The organism is Paenibacillus sp. J22R56, assembly GCF_056269375.1.
In genome coordinates this window covers 54,496-68,885 of record NZ_JBWDNV010000002.1, presented here as the reverse complement: position 1 = coordinate 68,885, position 14,390 = coordinate 54,496, and the positions used below count along the sequence as shown (strand labels likewise).

Here is a 14,390-nt window from a genome sequence, read left to right as displayed (position 1 = left end):
ACCTTCGCAGGCTTTGTTAGGGCCATTGTAACGTATTTCATTCTTTTCGTAAATTGGATTAATGCTATAGTTCGCGTTCCAAATACTGTTCAACAGAATGACCAAACTCACGAAGTTGATCCGGCAGCTCGCGAGTCATCGCGTGAAGTTCCGTTCTTGGCCAGCTGTAATAGTCTTGTACAATCGGCTTACGAAGCTTAACAAGCTCGATTAGCAGCGGCTGCATGGCTGCAGGGAAAGCACCCGCTTCACCGGTAATCTCGACAATATCCTCATAGCTGCTTGCGTCCCTCAATATAAACCCATCAATCAAATAACTGCCTACATCAGTAATTGTCTCAATCGCAAGATGCAAAGCCCGTTCTTGAGCCAGCCCTTCAAGTAAAGTGCCCTGCCAATTGGTCGCCAATGATTGCAGCGCTGATGCAATGTCAGGAATGGCTTGAAGTCTTACTTCAATTTGCTCTCGATTTACATAATACATACTTTATTCGCCCGCTTTCAGCCTTGCTTTCTTCTTTTTCCCTTTTCTCTTTAACCATGCCACCATCACAACACTGCTGATGAGAATCACGATTAAATAGGTCATAATCTCGAATACGTCTCCCATGAACTTGTCCGCGCTCCCCTTGCCGCTATTCGCTTACGAAGTCAACCGCGACAGAAGATTCGCGCACTTCGTTCATATGCTCGATGACTACTTTATGTACCGGATGAACTTGATACGCTTCCAGCGCTTCGAGTGACTCAAATTTCGTAATTAGAGCGATATCGTAAGAGCGAGCCGAATGAATAACATCAAGTCCAACCTCAATAGATTTCAGTTCATCGATCTTGCCTTCCATATTTCTTAATACTTGAGCCGAACGTTCGACGCTTTCTTCACTGTTATCCTTCAGTTTAAACAATACAATATGTGTAATCATTAATGGTCATGCTCCCTTCAACTTGTCGAATGACAAATATCCTTTTGTCACATAATAACCCAAGCAGTCGCATTACGGCAACATTAGCCTGAGAAAGGATCGGTACGTTATGCGCTATCCCGTTACATTTGTCGCCACTCTCATAGGACTTGCACTATGTGTCTATAATTCAACCGGCTACGACCCGCATAATTTCGTGTTCTTTATGTTCAGCATACCGGCTTGGGTCGTGGACTTGTTCGTTGATATCCATGATGTTAATGTCCTGCTGATGTATATTCTAACGGTTGCATCCTGGGCGCTGCTCGGATTCATTGCAGACAAACTGATCGAACGTGGCAGAAACCAAGATCGCCGAAAAGCTTAACAAATCGAAAGAGGAGCCGCGAGGCTCCTCTTTCCGTTACATCGTACATTATGCCGCTTCTACGATAAGCTTTGTTTTCATCTCCATATGACCTGTACCACATGGAACTGAGCAATGCATCACATATTCACCTGGCTTGTCGAATTCGAGGTTAGTCTCCAGGTTGTCACCTTCGAGATCAACGTTCAGTTCATCGATTTTCAACCCGTGGATACCGCTTTTATTTTGCAGCTTAAGAATAACTTTGTCGCCAACTTTAACTTTGTATTCCTCTTCGCCATAAGTAAAGTCGCTGTTCGCCTCAACCTTAACTAGTACAGTACCTTCAGGAAGTGAAGCGGATTCATCTACCGGCTTAGCTGGGAGGCCGAATGTCAGCAAGTATACCCCCAGAAGAGAGGCCGCTGATAATAGTACGAACATGATCCATTTGTGCATTGCTACGTGCTCCCCTTTGCGATCTTAATGTCTTAGTGTTTAGTTCTTATATTACATAAGATCGTCCGAAGTTCTCAACCTTAAACTGCAGAATTAGGAAAAGTTTTTTCCCGAATATGACAAATCAATGAACTTTTTGTGTCTTATGCTTTGAAGTATTGCTTTATTAATTGCTCAGATTCTGCCTTCAAAAAACTCCAAGGCAGGTAACAGTGATGTTTGCTCCCTCTACACATATAGAATGTGTCGAGGCCATCCTTCTGCCTCCGCTCCTCAACAGGCTTAATACCAGCTTCTCTAAACTTGATGCGAAGCGCAGCCTGATCAAGCAATACCCGGTCCTGTACACCTCGAAGCAGGGATTCATACAATCTTGGAAGCTTAATGGAGCCTGTCCCCATCACCCTTATATCATGATCCAATATGAGCATCACAATTCCAAGCAGGATATGACGCTGTACAAGCGCCATATCTTCATCTGTTTGAGTATTGCTCACCCGTTCCTGCAAGTCTGCATGCCGGATAGCCAAAGATAACCGCCCCCTATAAATCGAACACTTGTTCTCATTATAACGAACACAGCTTGGACGATGCAACCCTAAAACTTACTTTCCTTTATCCTTCAGCACTTCAATGATTTTGCGGAGCCGGTCTGGGAGCGGCAGGCCGATTCGACCATAGTTCTCTATTATGGAAATCATTTCATTCGCAATATAGAAATAGATTGCTGCTCCCATTGTAACATTATCCAATTCAAGCAAAATATCAATCCGATGTGCTAGAAGAATGACGAGAAGCATCATTCCCTTGCGCGCTAGACCCCAAGCTCCAAAGAAGCTGTTTAGACCTCTTCCTTCTTTAATCGATGCGGTAATACCAGATACATAATCAATGCCCATTGCAACTACTAACAACGTGAGAGATTCCATCCAACCACCGAATGCAAAAGTAATCATAGAGCCGACTATGCCGCTAACCGAGCATACCATGACTAACTGCAATTCTCGCCACCCCTTTCTGCCATTTAATCTATCTATCTTATTCAGACAAGGGACAGGTGGTATGTTCATTTGTTTGTTATTCTATGAAAAGGGCTAATGTGCATTGTAACGGTCCAATGCAGCCTTCTGAATCGCAATGGCACGTTCGATGTTTAATGCTTTAAGCTGAGTGACATAGTCATCGAAGGAATCCAGCGGATCAATACCAATAATGATCCGAAGCGACATCTCGTCTACAAGCGTCGTCACATCCTGCATAATCGCTGTGAGCTCAGCACTTTCCCGCTCCGTCTTCTGAACCGGCGGCAGCATATATTTGTCCGCGTCAGTATTTGCCCAAATATCCACAGCGTCTTTCTGTTCCTGCAGCATATAATATTGCTCCATATAAGCAACATCTTGTACAAACGGGCCAAAATAGCTGGCTCTGCTGTACATGGCAATTGCTTGAGAAGGGGCAAGCTTATCCGGATTGTGCAAAATAAGATTTGTGTAAGTCGGTTTACCGTCCTCCATCGTATAGCTGACGCCTTCGATGCCGAAGTTGAACAGCAAATGACCTTCCTCACCATAGCCATAATCCAGCATTCGTACAGCTTCCACGGCATTGCTGCTCCTCGCGGAGATCGCAACTCCTCCACTGCTCATATAAGGATTCACTCGCTGCCCAAACATCGGCCGATCCCCTTCATGAAGCACCGGATATGGCGCAGCAACAAACTCCGACTTGGGGTCTTTCTCCTTTATTAGAGGCAGCCAGGTTCCGATACCAGAGCCGGCATTCCAGATACTTGCCCCGCTTCTTCCTGTCACCATACTGGAGTCGATCGTTCTTGTATCCACTGTTGCGATATTCCTGTCGATCAGACCTTCCTTATACCATTCCCGGAACAAGGATAGAAACTGCTTGTAGCTTGGCTGCATAGGACCAAATTGGACTTGTCCATCTTTCAAATAGAAGCCTTTCTTGATACCAAATGCTCCAACAAAAGCACCGTTCTCAATACCAAACAACGGGCTTGGTGTACTAAGGAAGGTTAATGGCGCCTTGACCCCTTTTTTCTCCTTAAATGCCTTCAGCACGTTGTGCCAATCATCAATCGTAACCGGAACGGACAAGCCAAGCTCATCCAGCCAATCCTTGCGGATAATCGGACCTTGATAAGTTCTAAGCCTTACATCCCCCTGTATAAATGGGAAAACGTAATAGCTGCCGTCAGCGGTCTTGATCTGCTTGTCGATATCCGGATGCTCCTGTAAATACCGTTTCAGATTAGGAGCATACTGATCGATTAGATCATTCAGCTTCAGAATATAATCATCATTAATCGCCTTCTCGGGACCGCCGGGAAAAGATGCCCATTCATATTCGATCATGTCCGGTAGCTCTCCCGAAGCCAGCATGATGTTTAGTGCCTGCTTCGCTTGATTCGAAGGAGGCTGAATAAACTTTAGCTTAACGCCTGTCCGCTTCTGCCATTCCTGGAAGAAGGGAACTTCTTGGAAGCTTGGTTTGACGCTGGCCGCATTGCCGTTTAATTCGGCCCAATACGTCAGCGTAGGTTCCTCCGTTGTTTGATCTTGATTGGAATCAGATAGCTCGAGCAGTTCCGCATTATTTGATTGCTTGCAGCCGATCAGACTAGTTATCGTAAAGACTGCGATCAGGAGGATCGTCATTTTGTGGTGTTTCATCATCTTATTAGCCTCCTAGGCGCTAATTCATTTCTTTGTATTTGCCTGGTGTAATTCCTTCATACTTTTTGAATACCCGGATAAATGTCGCCGCATCATTATAGCCAACAGCCTTTGACACCTCATTAACGGATTCTTGATTTTCAGTCATCCGGCGCTTCGCCTGCTGAATCCGATACTTATGAAGATAATCAAGCATTCCTTCCCCTGTCTGCGTCTTAAACAGCTTGGACAAATAACTGCCCTTCAGGTCAAAATACTCTCCAATCGTATTTACGTTCATATTCGAATCACTAAAGTTTTCTTCAATATATCCGGCAACACGTGCCGTCAGATCTCGCAGTGACTCCGCACGTTCATGAGTAACATTTGATTCCAGCCTTGCACAAGCGAAAGCGCATACATCCCTTAGTAAAGTATGAAGCTCCTGCTGCATCTCCTGAACGGTATCACAGGCGAGAATGCTCTCCATCCATTTCGGATTATCGTTCAGCACACTTCCCTCTCCATTACCAAGTTCATTAATAGCCTTCACCATCGTCCCAACCAGATTAAACATAAAACATTTGGCCAGCGTTAACGACATAACCGGTTGATGGAAGTTACGTTCCGTAATCTCATTCATGAAGGCGGAGGCTTGTTCAAAGTCACCAACCTTAATTAGATTAATCAGCTGCTGCTCGGCCTGCAACGGGTAATAATAGCCGAATTGGACGTCCTCTGAAGGCATCGTACGAATCTCGTCATAAGTGATGATGCCTTTTTTGCCAAGCACCATTTTATATTCCATCGCATCTACCGCTTCATTATAGGCTGCCGCAATACCCGGTAATGAGCTGTGCTTGCCGCCGATCGCAACCGTAAGGTCCATATCATAACGCTTCAAGAAGCGCTGTGCCTCCGTCGCGATTTCATGCAGATCGTTCTTATAATCGCCCTCATCTTCACCTTCATCTTCAGCAGATAAGTTAACGAGACAGACCATCATATCATCCACTTCCGCCACATAACCCGCATGTTTATATCGTCCTGCGAGTTCCTCCACAACGTTGCTGATGATGAACTGGATGAATCTTCTGCGGTCATTATCATCGATACCTGGCAGCTTCTCGTAAAGGCTTTCATCATTCTCGATCACAAATAAAATAACCGCGTAATCCTCTGAGATTTGCTCCATCCGATAGGTCTTAAATGCTTCTTCGTATGGAATAGGGGAATCCAGCCGCCCTTTGAGCAGCCTGCTCAGCATATTCGAGCGCAGGACATTATGGTGCATTTGAAGCTGCATCACAATATTGTCCTTCTCGCTTCGCGTCCTGCTGATAGCCCGTTGAATAAAGCTGAGCTCATTCCATTCGGTATGCTCATCGGTTGTATTTTTATCCGATAACGACTGCACCAGCTTTTGAATAGGCGAATAGTTGCGGCGCATGAAGAACCATGTGAGGACCCCTGCACCCATCACGCTAATCAGAATACTTACCAAGGTAAGCTTGCGTACATATTCGGCTTTCTGCCAATAAATACTGCTTGGAATAACAAGCGCATACTTGAGATCCGATACGGACGATTGCAGGTAGAAAATCTCCGAGCCACCCGATTTCAATGAGGTTGGCATCTCCTTGCCGCCGCTCATTACCTTTTGCAGAACAGCCTCTTCGCCCTGCTTCTTCGGCAGATTGGACAGCAGCACCTCATTATTGCGATTCAAGATAAGCACATAGCCGCCGCTATAACCCGAGATGCTTTCTATTGCATCTTGGAATCTCGCCAGATCCGTCATCACAACAACCGTACCAGCCTTCCTGCCGTTCAAATCCTTCGGCAAGTGAGTGATATAAGCAATAGCGGTCTGATTCAAGCGTGCATCGGTATGCGGCAGTACCGTAAATTGATTATGCTCGGAGCCCTCAATGGCTTTCACCCATCCGTCATAATCCATTTGTCCCGTCTCATGTAACGTTGCGAACGCCGTCTTCATATCCCGGACGTTACCGGAGCGCAAAACTGCATGCTCCCGCTCCCACGTCACGTAAAATTCATCTATGGATGCATAGGAGGATTGATAGGTTTGAAACTCCTTCACGAGCTGATAGGCATCAAACTGTACATCCGCTTCGGATCTGTTCGAATACATTAAGGTTTGCAGCCTGGCATTCCAGGTCAGCTCCATCGTCAGCCGTTTCATCTGATCAACCTGATTGTCGATCGTATAGCCAACCTGTTTGAGCAGCGAATCATTCGCACGATGAATCTCGCTCCGAAGGGCTGCACTCGACTGTGAATATACAATTAAGCTGATTAGAATAGGTACGAATAATACCGCACAATAGGAAATGAGCCAGGTCACAATGATGCTCTTCCGTTTCTGCCATATGGATCGAATGTTCAAGCCGAAATCTCCTCGCCTTAGCTTTAGACCCCTATTATAAGCATAGAAAAGGCACATTCGGAAGTTACAATATGTTCAAAACGATTGACGATAGCTCAACTGAGCGATATTTCCACCCTAAAACAGCACAAATAGCCCGTTTGGATTCCTCCATTCGAGCTATTAGTTAGGGTATCTATGAAACTGATTAGAACATATGCTGTTTCCAGCCGTTTAATTTGGCAATGGCCTCAACGAAGAAATAGTCTCCGTAAATGAGTGATACATCGACATTTTGCCCCGCCGGTTTATGTCCGGTGCCATGCTTTAAGATTGCCTCATGCGATGGTTCATCCCAAGTACCGTAGTTAGTATAAAGGGATGCCAGAATCCGCTCCGCTGCTTCGCGGTATACTCGCCCTTCCTTCTCTGTTAGAAGAGCTGCCAGCTCAATCAGACCCGATGCCGCAATCGCACCAGCAGAGGTATCACGCGGCTCTTCCTCCATTTGCTCAGATGCCCGGAAATCCCATTGTGGAACATGATCTTCTGGCAAATTCGCAATGAAGTAATGGGCAACACGCTGAGCCGCCCGCAAGTATTCGATATTGCCCGTGTAACGGTACGTATTCGCCATCCCGTACAGCGCCCAAGAAGCGCCGCGGCTCCAGCCGGAATTTGGTGCTGCCCCTTGACCGCCGCGCACCTGATCAAATTCGCCGGTTTCTGGATCAAAGCAGACAATGTGATTGACAGAGCCGTCTTCTCTGATGAAATGACGGAGCACGGTATCGGCATGTGCGCTGGCGATATGCGCGAACCTCGGATCTCCGCTTTCCGTCGAAGCCCAATATAAGAGAGATAGATTCATACAAGTATCAATAATCGACCAGCCATGCATATCACCATTCCAGGCACGGATGAATCTGCCGTTCAGGTTGAAACGGCCCGTCATGAAGTTGGCAGCAAACAAACCACGGCGACGAGCGTCTTGATCACCGGTAATCCTGTATTTTGCAACCGCCGTAGGCAGGAAGTGAAAGCCTACATCATGGTCGAAGGAATTGGGTACAAGCATTTGCGCTTCCAGCCGCTCATCCCAACTCCAAGCAGCCGTCTTATATTCCTCTTTACCGGTTACTTCGTTCATCAGCCAGAGAATACCCGGCCAAAAGCCCGAGGTCCACCAGTCAATCTTCTGATCATCATATATGCCGTCTGCTTTCGCAACATGCGGAGACTTATCTCCGATTTGGACGATCATGCGCTCTACCTTCTCTTCGAGCTGCTGCCAAATCTGTGAAATATCAAGTGTCCGTTGCGCTGAACTAGTCTGCATAAGCCTGCCTCCCAAATGTTGAATTAACCTTTAACCGAACCTACCATAACGCCTTTAACAAAGAAACGCTGTACGAATGGATAGACACATAGAATAGGTACTGTCGCAACCATAATCGTTGCATATTTAATCGTTTCGCCGATCTGAAACCGATCTCCTGCCGAAGCCCCTGAAGCCATGCTGTCTGTAGAGTTGGCAATAAGAATTTCGCGCAGCACCAGCTGCAGAGGGAACAGCTCCCGGCTTCTAATAAAGATGGACGCATAGAACCAGCCGTTCCATTTGTCCACGGCGTAGTACAGGATCATAACCGCGATAACAGGCATGGAAAGTGGAATAATGATGCGGAACAAAATCGTGAAATGGTTCGCTCCGTCGATTTTGGCCGATTCTTCAAGTGCCTCCGGAATTCCCTTAAAAGCTGTCCGCATAATGATCAGGTTAAAGGTGCCAATCGCAAACGGAATAATGGTTGCCCATAACGTATTAAGCAAGCCTACTCCCTTCACTACTAGGTATAAAGGAATGAGGCCGCCTCCGAAAAACATGGTTAATAAAATGAGTCCCATAAACAGATTGTTCCATAGCACATTGTTGCGGGATAGCACATACGCGCCAAGCGCGGTCATAATCAGATTAAGCACCGTGCCGAACACGAGAATGAATAATGTGTTTTTATAACCGGTCGTAATGCCCGGGTTCTTAAATACGCTTGTATAGGCCTCCCAGCTGAATCCCAGCGGATGCCATAGAATGCCTTTGTTCGCTACAAGCTGTCCTGCATTACTGAAGGAGGCGAACAGCACATATAACAGCGGGTATAACGTCGATACGATCAATATCGTCAGAACGGCGTAAATGATTACGTCAAATACTCTCTCCGAGAAGGTCGCCTTTATTTGCATCTATTCTCACCTCACCATAAGCTGCTTTTGTTCACTTTGCGGCTGATATAATTAGCGGTTACGAGCAAGAGCAGGTTCACAACCGAGTTGAATAAGCCAACCGCCGAGCTGTAGCTCCAGCCAAATTCCAATAACCCTTTCCGGTAAACGAAGGAGGAAATAACATCCGCCGTATCGTATGTAACCGGATTGTATAACAGAATGATTTTCTCAAAACCAACGTTAAGCATATTCCCCATCCGCAGAATGAACATGATAGTGATGGTCGGCAGAATGCCAGGGATCGTAATGTAGAAAATCTGCTTCAACCGGCTTGCGCCATCCATTCTTGCTGCTTCATACTGCTCCTGATCAATACTCATTAAAGCCGCAATATAGATAATCGACTCCCAGCCGATCCGCTGCCAAATCTCTGACAAAATATAAATCGGACGGAAGAGCTCCGGCTTCTGCAGCATCGCTTGGCCATCATACCCAAACAGCATAAACAATCTATTAATAATGCCGTCACCATTCGTAAAGTCCGTAATAATCCCGCAAATAACGACAAGAGAAATAAAGTAAGGCATATAGGTGATCGTCTGGGCTACCCGTTTAAATGTCTTGTTGCGAACCTCGTTAATGAGCAGCGCCAGCAGAATCGGTGCGGGAAACTCAAAGATTAGCGAATATAAACTGATGACAAGCGTATTCTTCAGGATCCGTGTAAAGTAATAGCTGTTGAAAAAGTCGTGGAAATGCTTGAGTCCTACCCAATCGCTGCCTAGAATGCCTTTCATCGGCGAATAGTCTTTAAATGCAATTAGTGCCCCGTACATGGGAATGTAGTGAAAAATAATATAGTAGGCGATGACTGGAAGCATCATCAGATACAATAGTTTGTTAAGCTTAAAATCGCTGACGATTCGGTTCTTCTTGACTTGCGGATTTGCCACGTCGGTGTTCACCTCGCTCCATATTGAGGGAGAGGGAGAAGGCATAGCCCTCTCCTCCTCGGACTTCTATCTATTAACGGCTGTTATAACGGTCAAGAGCCGCTTGCTGAATCTCAATCGCACGATCCAAGTTGAGCGATTTCATTTTCTCCACATACTTGTCGAACGCCTCAACTGGGTCCGTACCCAAAACGATCTTGAGCGACATTTCGTCTACAAGAGTGTTGATGTCATTCATGATCGCTGCATACTCAGAGGATTCTTCTGGTGATGGCGTAATTGGCGGCAGCTGGTATTTCGCTGCATCGGTTTTTTGCCATGTCGTTACTGCATCACGCTGCGACTCAAGAGCAAAGAATTGCTCCGCATAACGTTTGTCTTGAACGAATGGACCATTATAGCTGCCGCGTGCATACAGCGAAATCGCTTGTGCAGGAGCAAGCTTGTCCGGGTTTTTGAGCAGAAGATCTGTGTAGGTCGGGTAGTCATTTACCATGTTGTAGCTGACGCCTGCTGTACCAAAGTTGAAGAACAAGCCGCCTTCTTTGCTGTAGCCGTAGTCAAGCATTTTGACAGCGAGCTCTGGATCTTTCGCCTGTGTAGTAATCGCAACTGTACCTTCGGATGCGTACGCCGTGTTATGTTGGCCGAATTTTGGCGTGTCGCCTTTCTTCAAGACAGGGTATGGAGCGCCGACCAGAACGGCTTTCGGATCTTTTGCTTCTACAAGCGGCTGCCATTTGCCAATCCCGCCGCCGGCATTGCCGATCGATGCCCCAGTTGAGCCGGATGCGATGTTGCTGTCCACCGATTTGGTGTCTGCTGTTGCGATGTTTTTGTCGATCAGACCTTTGGAATACCAATCACGGAACAAGGCTAGATATTGTTTGTAACCATCTTGCTCAGGACCAAACACAACTTTACCGTCTTCTTGGTAGAAGCCGCGAGTGACGCCAAATGCGCCCATGAAGGCACCATTGCCGCCATCATTAAAGAAGCGTGGTTTGCTGTTGAACGTAAGCGGCGCTGCTGCACCTTTCTTCTCTTTGAATGCAGTAAGAGCTGCTGTCCAATCGTCAATCGTTTCCGGAACCGGCAGGCCAAGCTCATCGAGCCAGTCTTTGCGAATAATTGGACCTTGGAAGACACGAAGATATTCATCACCACGGATGAACGGGAATGCGTAGTAGCTGCCGCTGTCCGTTTTTACCATTTTGTCGATATCCGGATTATCCTGCAGGTACTTCTTCAGGTTAGGTGCGTATTTATCAATCAGATCATTCAGCTTCACGATGTAGCCATCTTGGATTGCTTTCTCTGGACCACCTGGGAAGTCACCAATGAAGTTGTACTCCACCATATCCGGCAGCTTGCCGGAAGCGAGCATTACGTTAAAAGCTTCTTTTACTTGTCCCGTTGGTGGTTCGGTGAATTCCAGCGGTACACCGGTTACCTTCTGCCAGTCTTGGAAGAACGGAATATCTTTGTGTGATTCTTTCACACCGATCAATTGACCGTTAATCTCGCCCCAATACGAAAGCGTCTTATCTGTCTTAATTGGATATGTTGTTGCTTCTGCCGGCTGTTCAGCCGAATTGTTGCCGTTATTGCCTGTGTTGCTGCTCGAGCTGTTCTTATCATTATTAGAAGAACACGCTGCAAGCATTGTTCCCAGCAATGCAATGCTAAGTGAACCTGCTACCCATTTGTTCATGACCCTACCTCCGTTTATTTGTGTAGTGAATGGCTACATCCACAGATTAACGAATAGGCGATTACGTCGATATGGGCAAAACGTAGAATTGAATGGGGATTTGAGAAGGGGGAATTGATGATTTCGCCATTTGGATTGATTGATGGAAAAGGGATGAAGTGATGATTATTACAAATCAATGGGGATTATCGAGAATATGACCGGAATGGCGGAAATGTATCTCCTTACAGCCGCTGTTGCTTGTACTTTTCTTGAACAATTTTCCAGAGGTGGCAAAGTACAAGCAAAGGCGGGCGCTTCGCTCCTCCAGGAGATACATTTTCCTCTATTCCTTCCCTTCTCGAAGTAAAGGGTAAAAAAAGAAAAAATGGATAGAGGCTCGGATTTTTTCCGCTACCTCTATCCATTTTTATTGAAAAATCATGGTGTATCTAAATCTTTTTCCTCCATAGTCCTCCAGAACAAGGAACGAACCCGCAATCTGTATAGAACGTTTGGTGTTTAATATCGAATGTTAATGTTACAATCTCAAGCCCAGCATGTTCAGATTCTTGGAGTAGTTTCTTTACCAGGGCTTGGCCTATTCCTTTTCTCTGATGCCGAGGATGTATAATGATATCTTCCATATAGCCATGCTGTAATCCCATTCCCGCGACATAACCAAATGCAATAAGCTCATTCTTGTCATCCCTGAGTCCAGCCCAAAAATTGCACCGTTCAAATAAAGCTGGATAATCAGAATGCCGTCCATCCCAACCCACTAGCTCTCTTAATAGAGGAACTTCATGCGATTTAATGGGTAAATTGATCATCACTAGATGTTCCAGTCAATCATCTCTCCTAGTATCATTAATAATCTAAGTTATCCGATAGTCGGCCTTTTTTTAATTCAATAGCTAACGTACCTACCTTGCCTGGGTGTAATGAGGAAGAAAAAAGGATGATAACAATACCATGGCCTTCTAACTTGAAGTAAGAAGCAAAATCATCATTCACTTTTATGCGAAATCCGGATTGTTTGAGGACTGCAGCCGAATGCTTCAGATCATCGCCTATTTGGACTCCAAATGCAGAGTATCCTGGTTTTGTGATGGATAGATAACGGACACCACCCGATTGCTTGTTATCATAAGAAACTTCGATCCCACTTGTTTCAAATCGGTAAGAATATTGTTTTGTTTCACCGGCTAACTCTATCGGCTTGTCAGTCAGTATACTCTCAACCTGTGCTCGAGACATCCCGAATTTAATGCCAGCGACATCTAAATGCGGATTGGCCCATTGTGCACCTGTATTTTTAAAATGAACAACTATAAATAAAGCAATAAGAATGGCAACGAGAATAATTATTGATTTGCCATTAATTAATTTTTTCATAATAGCTCATCAACTCGCTAACAGCTCATTTAATTTTTGCTCCAGATCCTCTAGACCTTTGGCAGGGTCAAGCTGGTTTGCTATGATATTCTGTAGTTCTTCGGACAGCACAGTATAAAGAGCAGCATATTTATCTGTATTTGGTGCCAGCTTCACATGCTTTGCAGCTTCTAGAAACAGCTTGCGGTAAGGTAGGTTTTGATACTGGACATCATTTTGCACAATAGGATTAGCCGGAACATGACCCGCCTCCCCCCAGGTCAAGCTTCCTACCTCAGAGAAGTACTGGATGAAGGACATCGCCGCTAGCTGCTTCTCCTTCGTCACATAGGTCGGTATAACCAGCGTATGCGAGCTTCCCCATTGCTCATTCCCGCCAAATAAAGATGGCAGCTCCATAATGCCGCTATGAAGGGAAGCATCTCCGAGATGATGTCCAGCTTCCCATATTCCTCCGATCCAAAATACAGCCTTGCCATTATGGAAGGTATCCCATGGCGTTTTATCATTCAGATCACTTAGATCATTCGCATACAGCTCCTGAAAAAATCGAAGCACTTCCAGTGCTTTATCATTGTTGACAGCTGCATGCTTCAAATCGGAAGCAAGCAGCTCACCCCCGGCTTGGTAATACATATCGAGGAATGGCTCCTGGAAAAATGGTGTATTCACCGCAAGCGGCTGTACACCTGGAAGACGATCCCGCAGCGAGGCAAGGAAATCCATAAAGGCCTGCGGAGTGATTTGATGCAGCATAGAGGTGACGTCACTCTCGTTCATACCGGCTTCCGTCAGCAAATCCTTGTTGTAATAGAGCATATGAAAATGTGTATCCAGCGGAACGGCATACGTTTTACCGTCATAAACGACGTTTTTTCTATTCTCTTCCGCAATTGCGCTGACATCGAATCCGGACAGTTGCATCAGCTCGTCGAGCGGCATAATTTGCTTCGCTTTTACAAACGGCGATACCCGGTCAGCATGAGCAACGGCCACATCAGGCCCTTTCCCAAAAGATAATGCCGTACCTAATCGAACATAGTATTCATTGGATTCCAATCGAAGCTGCCTGACGACAACTCCCTGTTGAGACTCGTTGTATGCCTTGATGATCTGACCAACATAGTCGCCCTCACCGCCTCCAAATGGATTCCAGAACAGAATCTCGACTGGCGCTTTGGGAACGTTATGGTTTGTGTTCCGTGATTCACTTGGACCGGTACATCCTGATATTAGGCTTATACACATCGCAATGCTAATCACGTTTACCAATCTTGTTGAAAGCTTTTTCCCCACACTTTCACCTTCAGCAGTCTGTATTT

Annotated in this window: 16 protein-coding genes; 1 reads left to right on the top strand and 15 read right to left on the bottom strand. The window is 45.8% G+C overall.

The window, feature by feature from the left end; all coding sequences use genetic code 11:
• Nucleotides 1-64: 64 nt before the first annotated feature.
• The 3 genes from AC0YNT_RS04080 to AC0YNT_RS04070 are packed head-to-tail and all read right to left on the bottom strand — an operon-like array spanning nucleotide 65 to nucleotide 926.
• The gene (locus AC0YNT_RS04080; protein ID WP_475803474.1) at nucleotides 65-484 is read right to left on the bottom strand and encodes a DUF86 domain-containing protein; all 420 of its coding nucleotides are present in this window, start codon (nucleotides 482-484) and stop codon (nucleotides 65-67) included.
• Nucleotides 485-487: 3 nt separating this feature from the next.
• On the bottom strand, nucleotides 488-610 hold the full coding sequence (locus AC0YNT_RS04075; protein WP_279590370.1) for a hypothetical protein: 123 nt from the start codon (nucleotides 608-610) through the stop codon (nucleotides 488-490).
• A 25-nt stretch (nucleotides 611-635) separates the two neighbouring features.
• Nucleotides 636-926, bottom strand: coding sequence for a Dabb family protein (locus AC0YNT_RS04070; RefSeq protein ID WP_475803473.1), 291 nt, complete (start codon nucleotides 924-926; stop codon nucleotides 636-638).
• A 109-nt stretch (nucleotides 927-1,035) separates the two neighbouring features.
• Between AC0YNT_RS04070 and AC0YNT_RS04065 the strand changes: the two genes are divergently transcribed.
• The gene (locus tag AC0YNT_RS04065) at nucleotides 1,036-1,293 is read left to right on the top strand and encodes a hypothetical protein (RefSeq protein WP_475803472.1); all 258 of its coding nucleotides are present in this window, start codon (nucleotides 1,036-1,038) and stop codon (nucleotides 1,291-1,293) included.
• A 48-nt stretch (nucleotides 1,294-1,341) separates the two neighbouring features.
• Here the strand turns inward: AC0YNT_RS04065 and AC0YNT_RS04060 are convergent, their stop codons facing one another.
• From AC0YNT_RS04060 to AC0YNT_RS04005, 12 genes are all read right to left on the bottom strand, one after another.
• Nucleotides 1,342-1,731: a cytochrome C oxidase subunit II gene (locus AC0YNT_RS04060; RefSeq protein ID WP_167279997.1), complete on the bottom strand. Its 390-nt coding sequence runs from the start codon at nucleotides 1,729-1,731 to the stop codon at nucleotides 1,342-1,344.
• A gap of 143 nt (nucleotides 1,732-1,874) precedes the next feature.
• Nucleotides 1,875-2,261: a YhjD family protein gene (locus AC0YNT_RS04055; protein WP_475803471.1), complete on the bottom strand. Its 387-nt coding sequence runs from the start codon at nucleotides 2,259-2,261 to the stop codon at nucleotides 1,875-1,877.
• Between the two features lie 75 nt (nucleotides 2,262-2,336).
• Nucleotides 2,337-2,732 carry a phage holin family protein gene (locus AC0YNT_RS04050; RefSeq protein ID WP_475803470.1) on the bottom strand — a complete coding sequence of 132 codons (396 nt, stop codon included), beginning with the start codon at nucleotides 2,730-2,732 and terminating at the stop codon, nucleotides 2,337-2,339.
• Between the two features lie 93 nt (nucleotides 2,733-2,825).
• Nucleotides 2,826-4,430, bottom strand: coding sequence for an extracellular solute-binding protein (locus AC0YNT_RS04045; protein WP_475803469.1), 1,605 nt, complete (start codon nucleotides 4,428-4,430; stop codon nucleotides 2,826-2,828).
• 19 nt (nucleotides 4,431-4,449) lie between these two features.
• A complete protein-coding gene (locus AC0YNT_RS04040; protein WP_475803468.1) occupies nucleotides 4,450-6,819 on the bottom strand; it encodes a helix-turn-helix domain-containing protein in 2,370 nt (789 codons plus the stop codon).
• A gap of 187 nt (nucleotides 6,820-7,006) precedes the next feature.
• Nucleotides 7,007-8,137 (bottom strand): glycoside hydrolase family 88 protein, encoded by a 1,131-nt coding sequence (locus AC0YNT_RS04035; RefSeq protein WP_475803467.1) that lies wholly within the window; start codon nucleotides 8,135-8,137, stop codon nucleotides 7,007-7,009.
• A 23-nt stretch (nucleotides 8,138-8,160) separates the two neighbouring features.
• Complete coding sequence (locus AC0YNT_RS04030; protein WP_475803466.1) at nucleotides 8,161-9,042, bottom strand: carbohydrate ABC transporter permease; 882 nt, start codon at nucleotides 9,040-9,042, stop codon at nucleotides 8,161-8,163.
• A gap of 11 nt (nucleotides 9,043-9,053) precedes the next feature.
• A complete protein-coding gene (locus AC0YNT_RS04025; protein ID WP_441890510.1) occupies nucleotides 9,054-9,908 on the bottom strand; it encodes an ABC transporter permease in 855 nt (284 codons plus the stop codon).
• A gap of 142 nt (nucleotides 9,909-10,050) precedes the next feature.
• Nucleotides 10,051-11,691 (bottom strand): type 2 periplasmic-binding domain-containing protein, encoded by a 1,641-nt coding sequence (locus AC0YNT_RS04020; RefSeq protein ID WP_475803465.1) that lies wholly within the window; start codon nucleotides 11,689-11,691, stop codon nucleotides 10,051-10,053.
• Nucleotides 11,692-12,122: 431 nt separating this feature from the next.
• Nucleotides 12,123-12,503, bottom strand: coding sequence for a GNAT family N-acetyltransferase (locus AC0YNT_RS04015; RefSeq protein WP_475803464.1), 381 nt, complete (start codon nucleotides 12,501-12,503; stop codon nucleotides 12,123-12,125).
• A gap of 37 nt (nucleotides 12,504-12,540) precedes the next feature.
• Complete coding sequence (locus tag AC0YNT_RS04010) at nucleotides 12,541-13,068, bottom strand: hypothetical protein (protein ID WP_475803463.1); 528 nt, start codon at nucleotides 13,066-13,068, stop codon at nucleotides 12,541-12,543.
• Between the two features lie 9 nt (nucleotides 13,069-13,077).
• Complete coding sequence (locus tag AC0YNT_RS04005) at nucleotides 13,078-14,364, bottom strand: ABC transporter substrate-binding protein (RefSeq protein WP_475803462.1); 1,287 nt, start codon at nucleotides 14,362-14,364, stop codon at nucleotides 13,078-13,080.
• Between the last annotated feature and the right edge of the window lie 26 nt (nucleotides 14,365-14,390).

Coding starts and splice junctions, on each gene's coding strand:
- AC0YNT_RS04075 (WP_279590370.1), bottom strand. CDS start 610: ATGGGAGACGTATTCGAGATTATGACCTATTTAATCGTGATTCTCATC.
- AC0YNT_RS04070 (WP_475803473.1), bottom strand. CDS start 926: ATGATTACACATATTGTATTGTTTAAACTGAAGGATAACAGTGAAGAA.
- AC0YNT_RS04065 (WP_475803472.1), top strand. CDS start 1,036: ATGCGCTATCCCGTTACATTTGTCGCCACTCTCATAGGACTTGCACTA.
- AC0YNT_RS04015 (WP_475803464.1), bottom strand. CDS start 12,503: ATGATCAATTTACCCATTAAATCGCATGAAGTTCCTCTATTAAGAGAG.
- AC0YNT_RS04020 (WP_475803465.1), bottom strand. CDS start 11,691: ATGAACAAATGGGTAGCAGGTTCACTTAGCATTGCATTGCTGGGAACA.
- AC0YNT_RS04010 (WP_475803463.1), bottom strand. CDS start 13,068: ATGAAAAAATTAATTAATGGCAAATCAATAATTATTCTCGTTGCCATT.
- AC0YNT_RS04080 (WP_475803474.1), bottom strand. CDS start 484: ATGTATTATGTAAATCGAGAGCAAATTGAAGTAAGACTTCAAGCCATT.
- AC0YNT_RS04035 (WP_475803467.1), bottom strand. CDS start 8,137: ATGCAGACTAGTTCAGCGCAACGGACACTTGATATTTCACAGATTTGG.
- AC0YNT_RS04060 (WP_167279997.1), bottom strand. CDS start 1,731: ATGCACAAATGGATCATGTTCGTACTATTATCAGCGGCCTCTCTTCTG.
- AC0YNT_RS04030 (WP_475803466.1), bottom strand. CDS start 9,042: ATGCAAATAAAGGCGACCTTCTCGGAGAGAGTATTTGACGTAATCATT.
- AC0YNT_RS04025 (WP_441890510.1), bottom strand. CDS start 9,908: ATGATGCTTCCAGTCATCGCCTACTATATTATTTTTCACTACATTCCC.
- AC0YNT_RS04045 (WP_475803469.1), bottom strand. CDS start 4,430: ATGATGAAACACCACAAAATGACGATCCTCCTGATCGCAGTCTTTACG.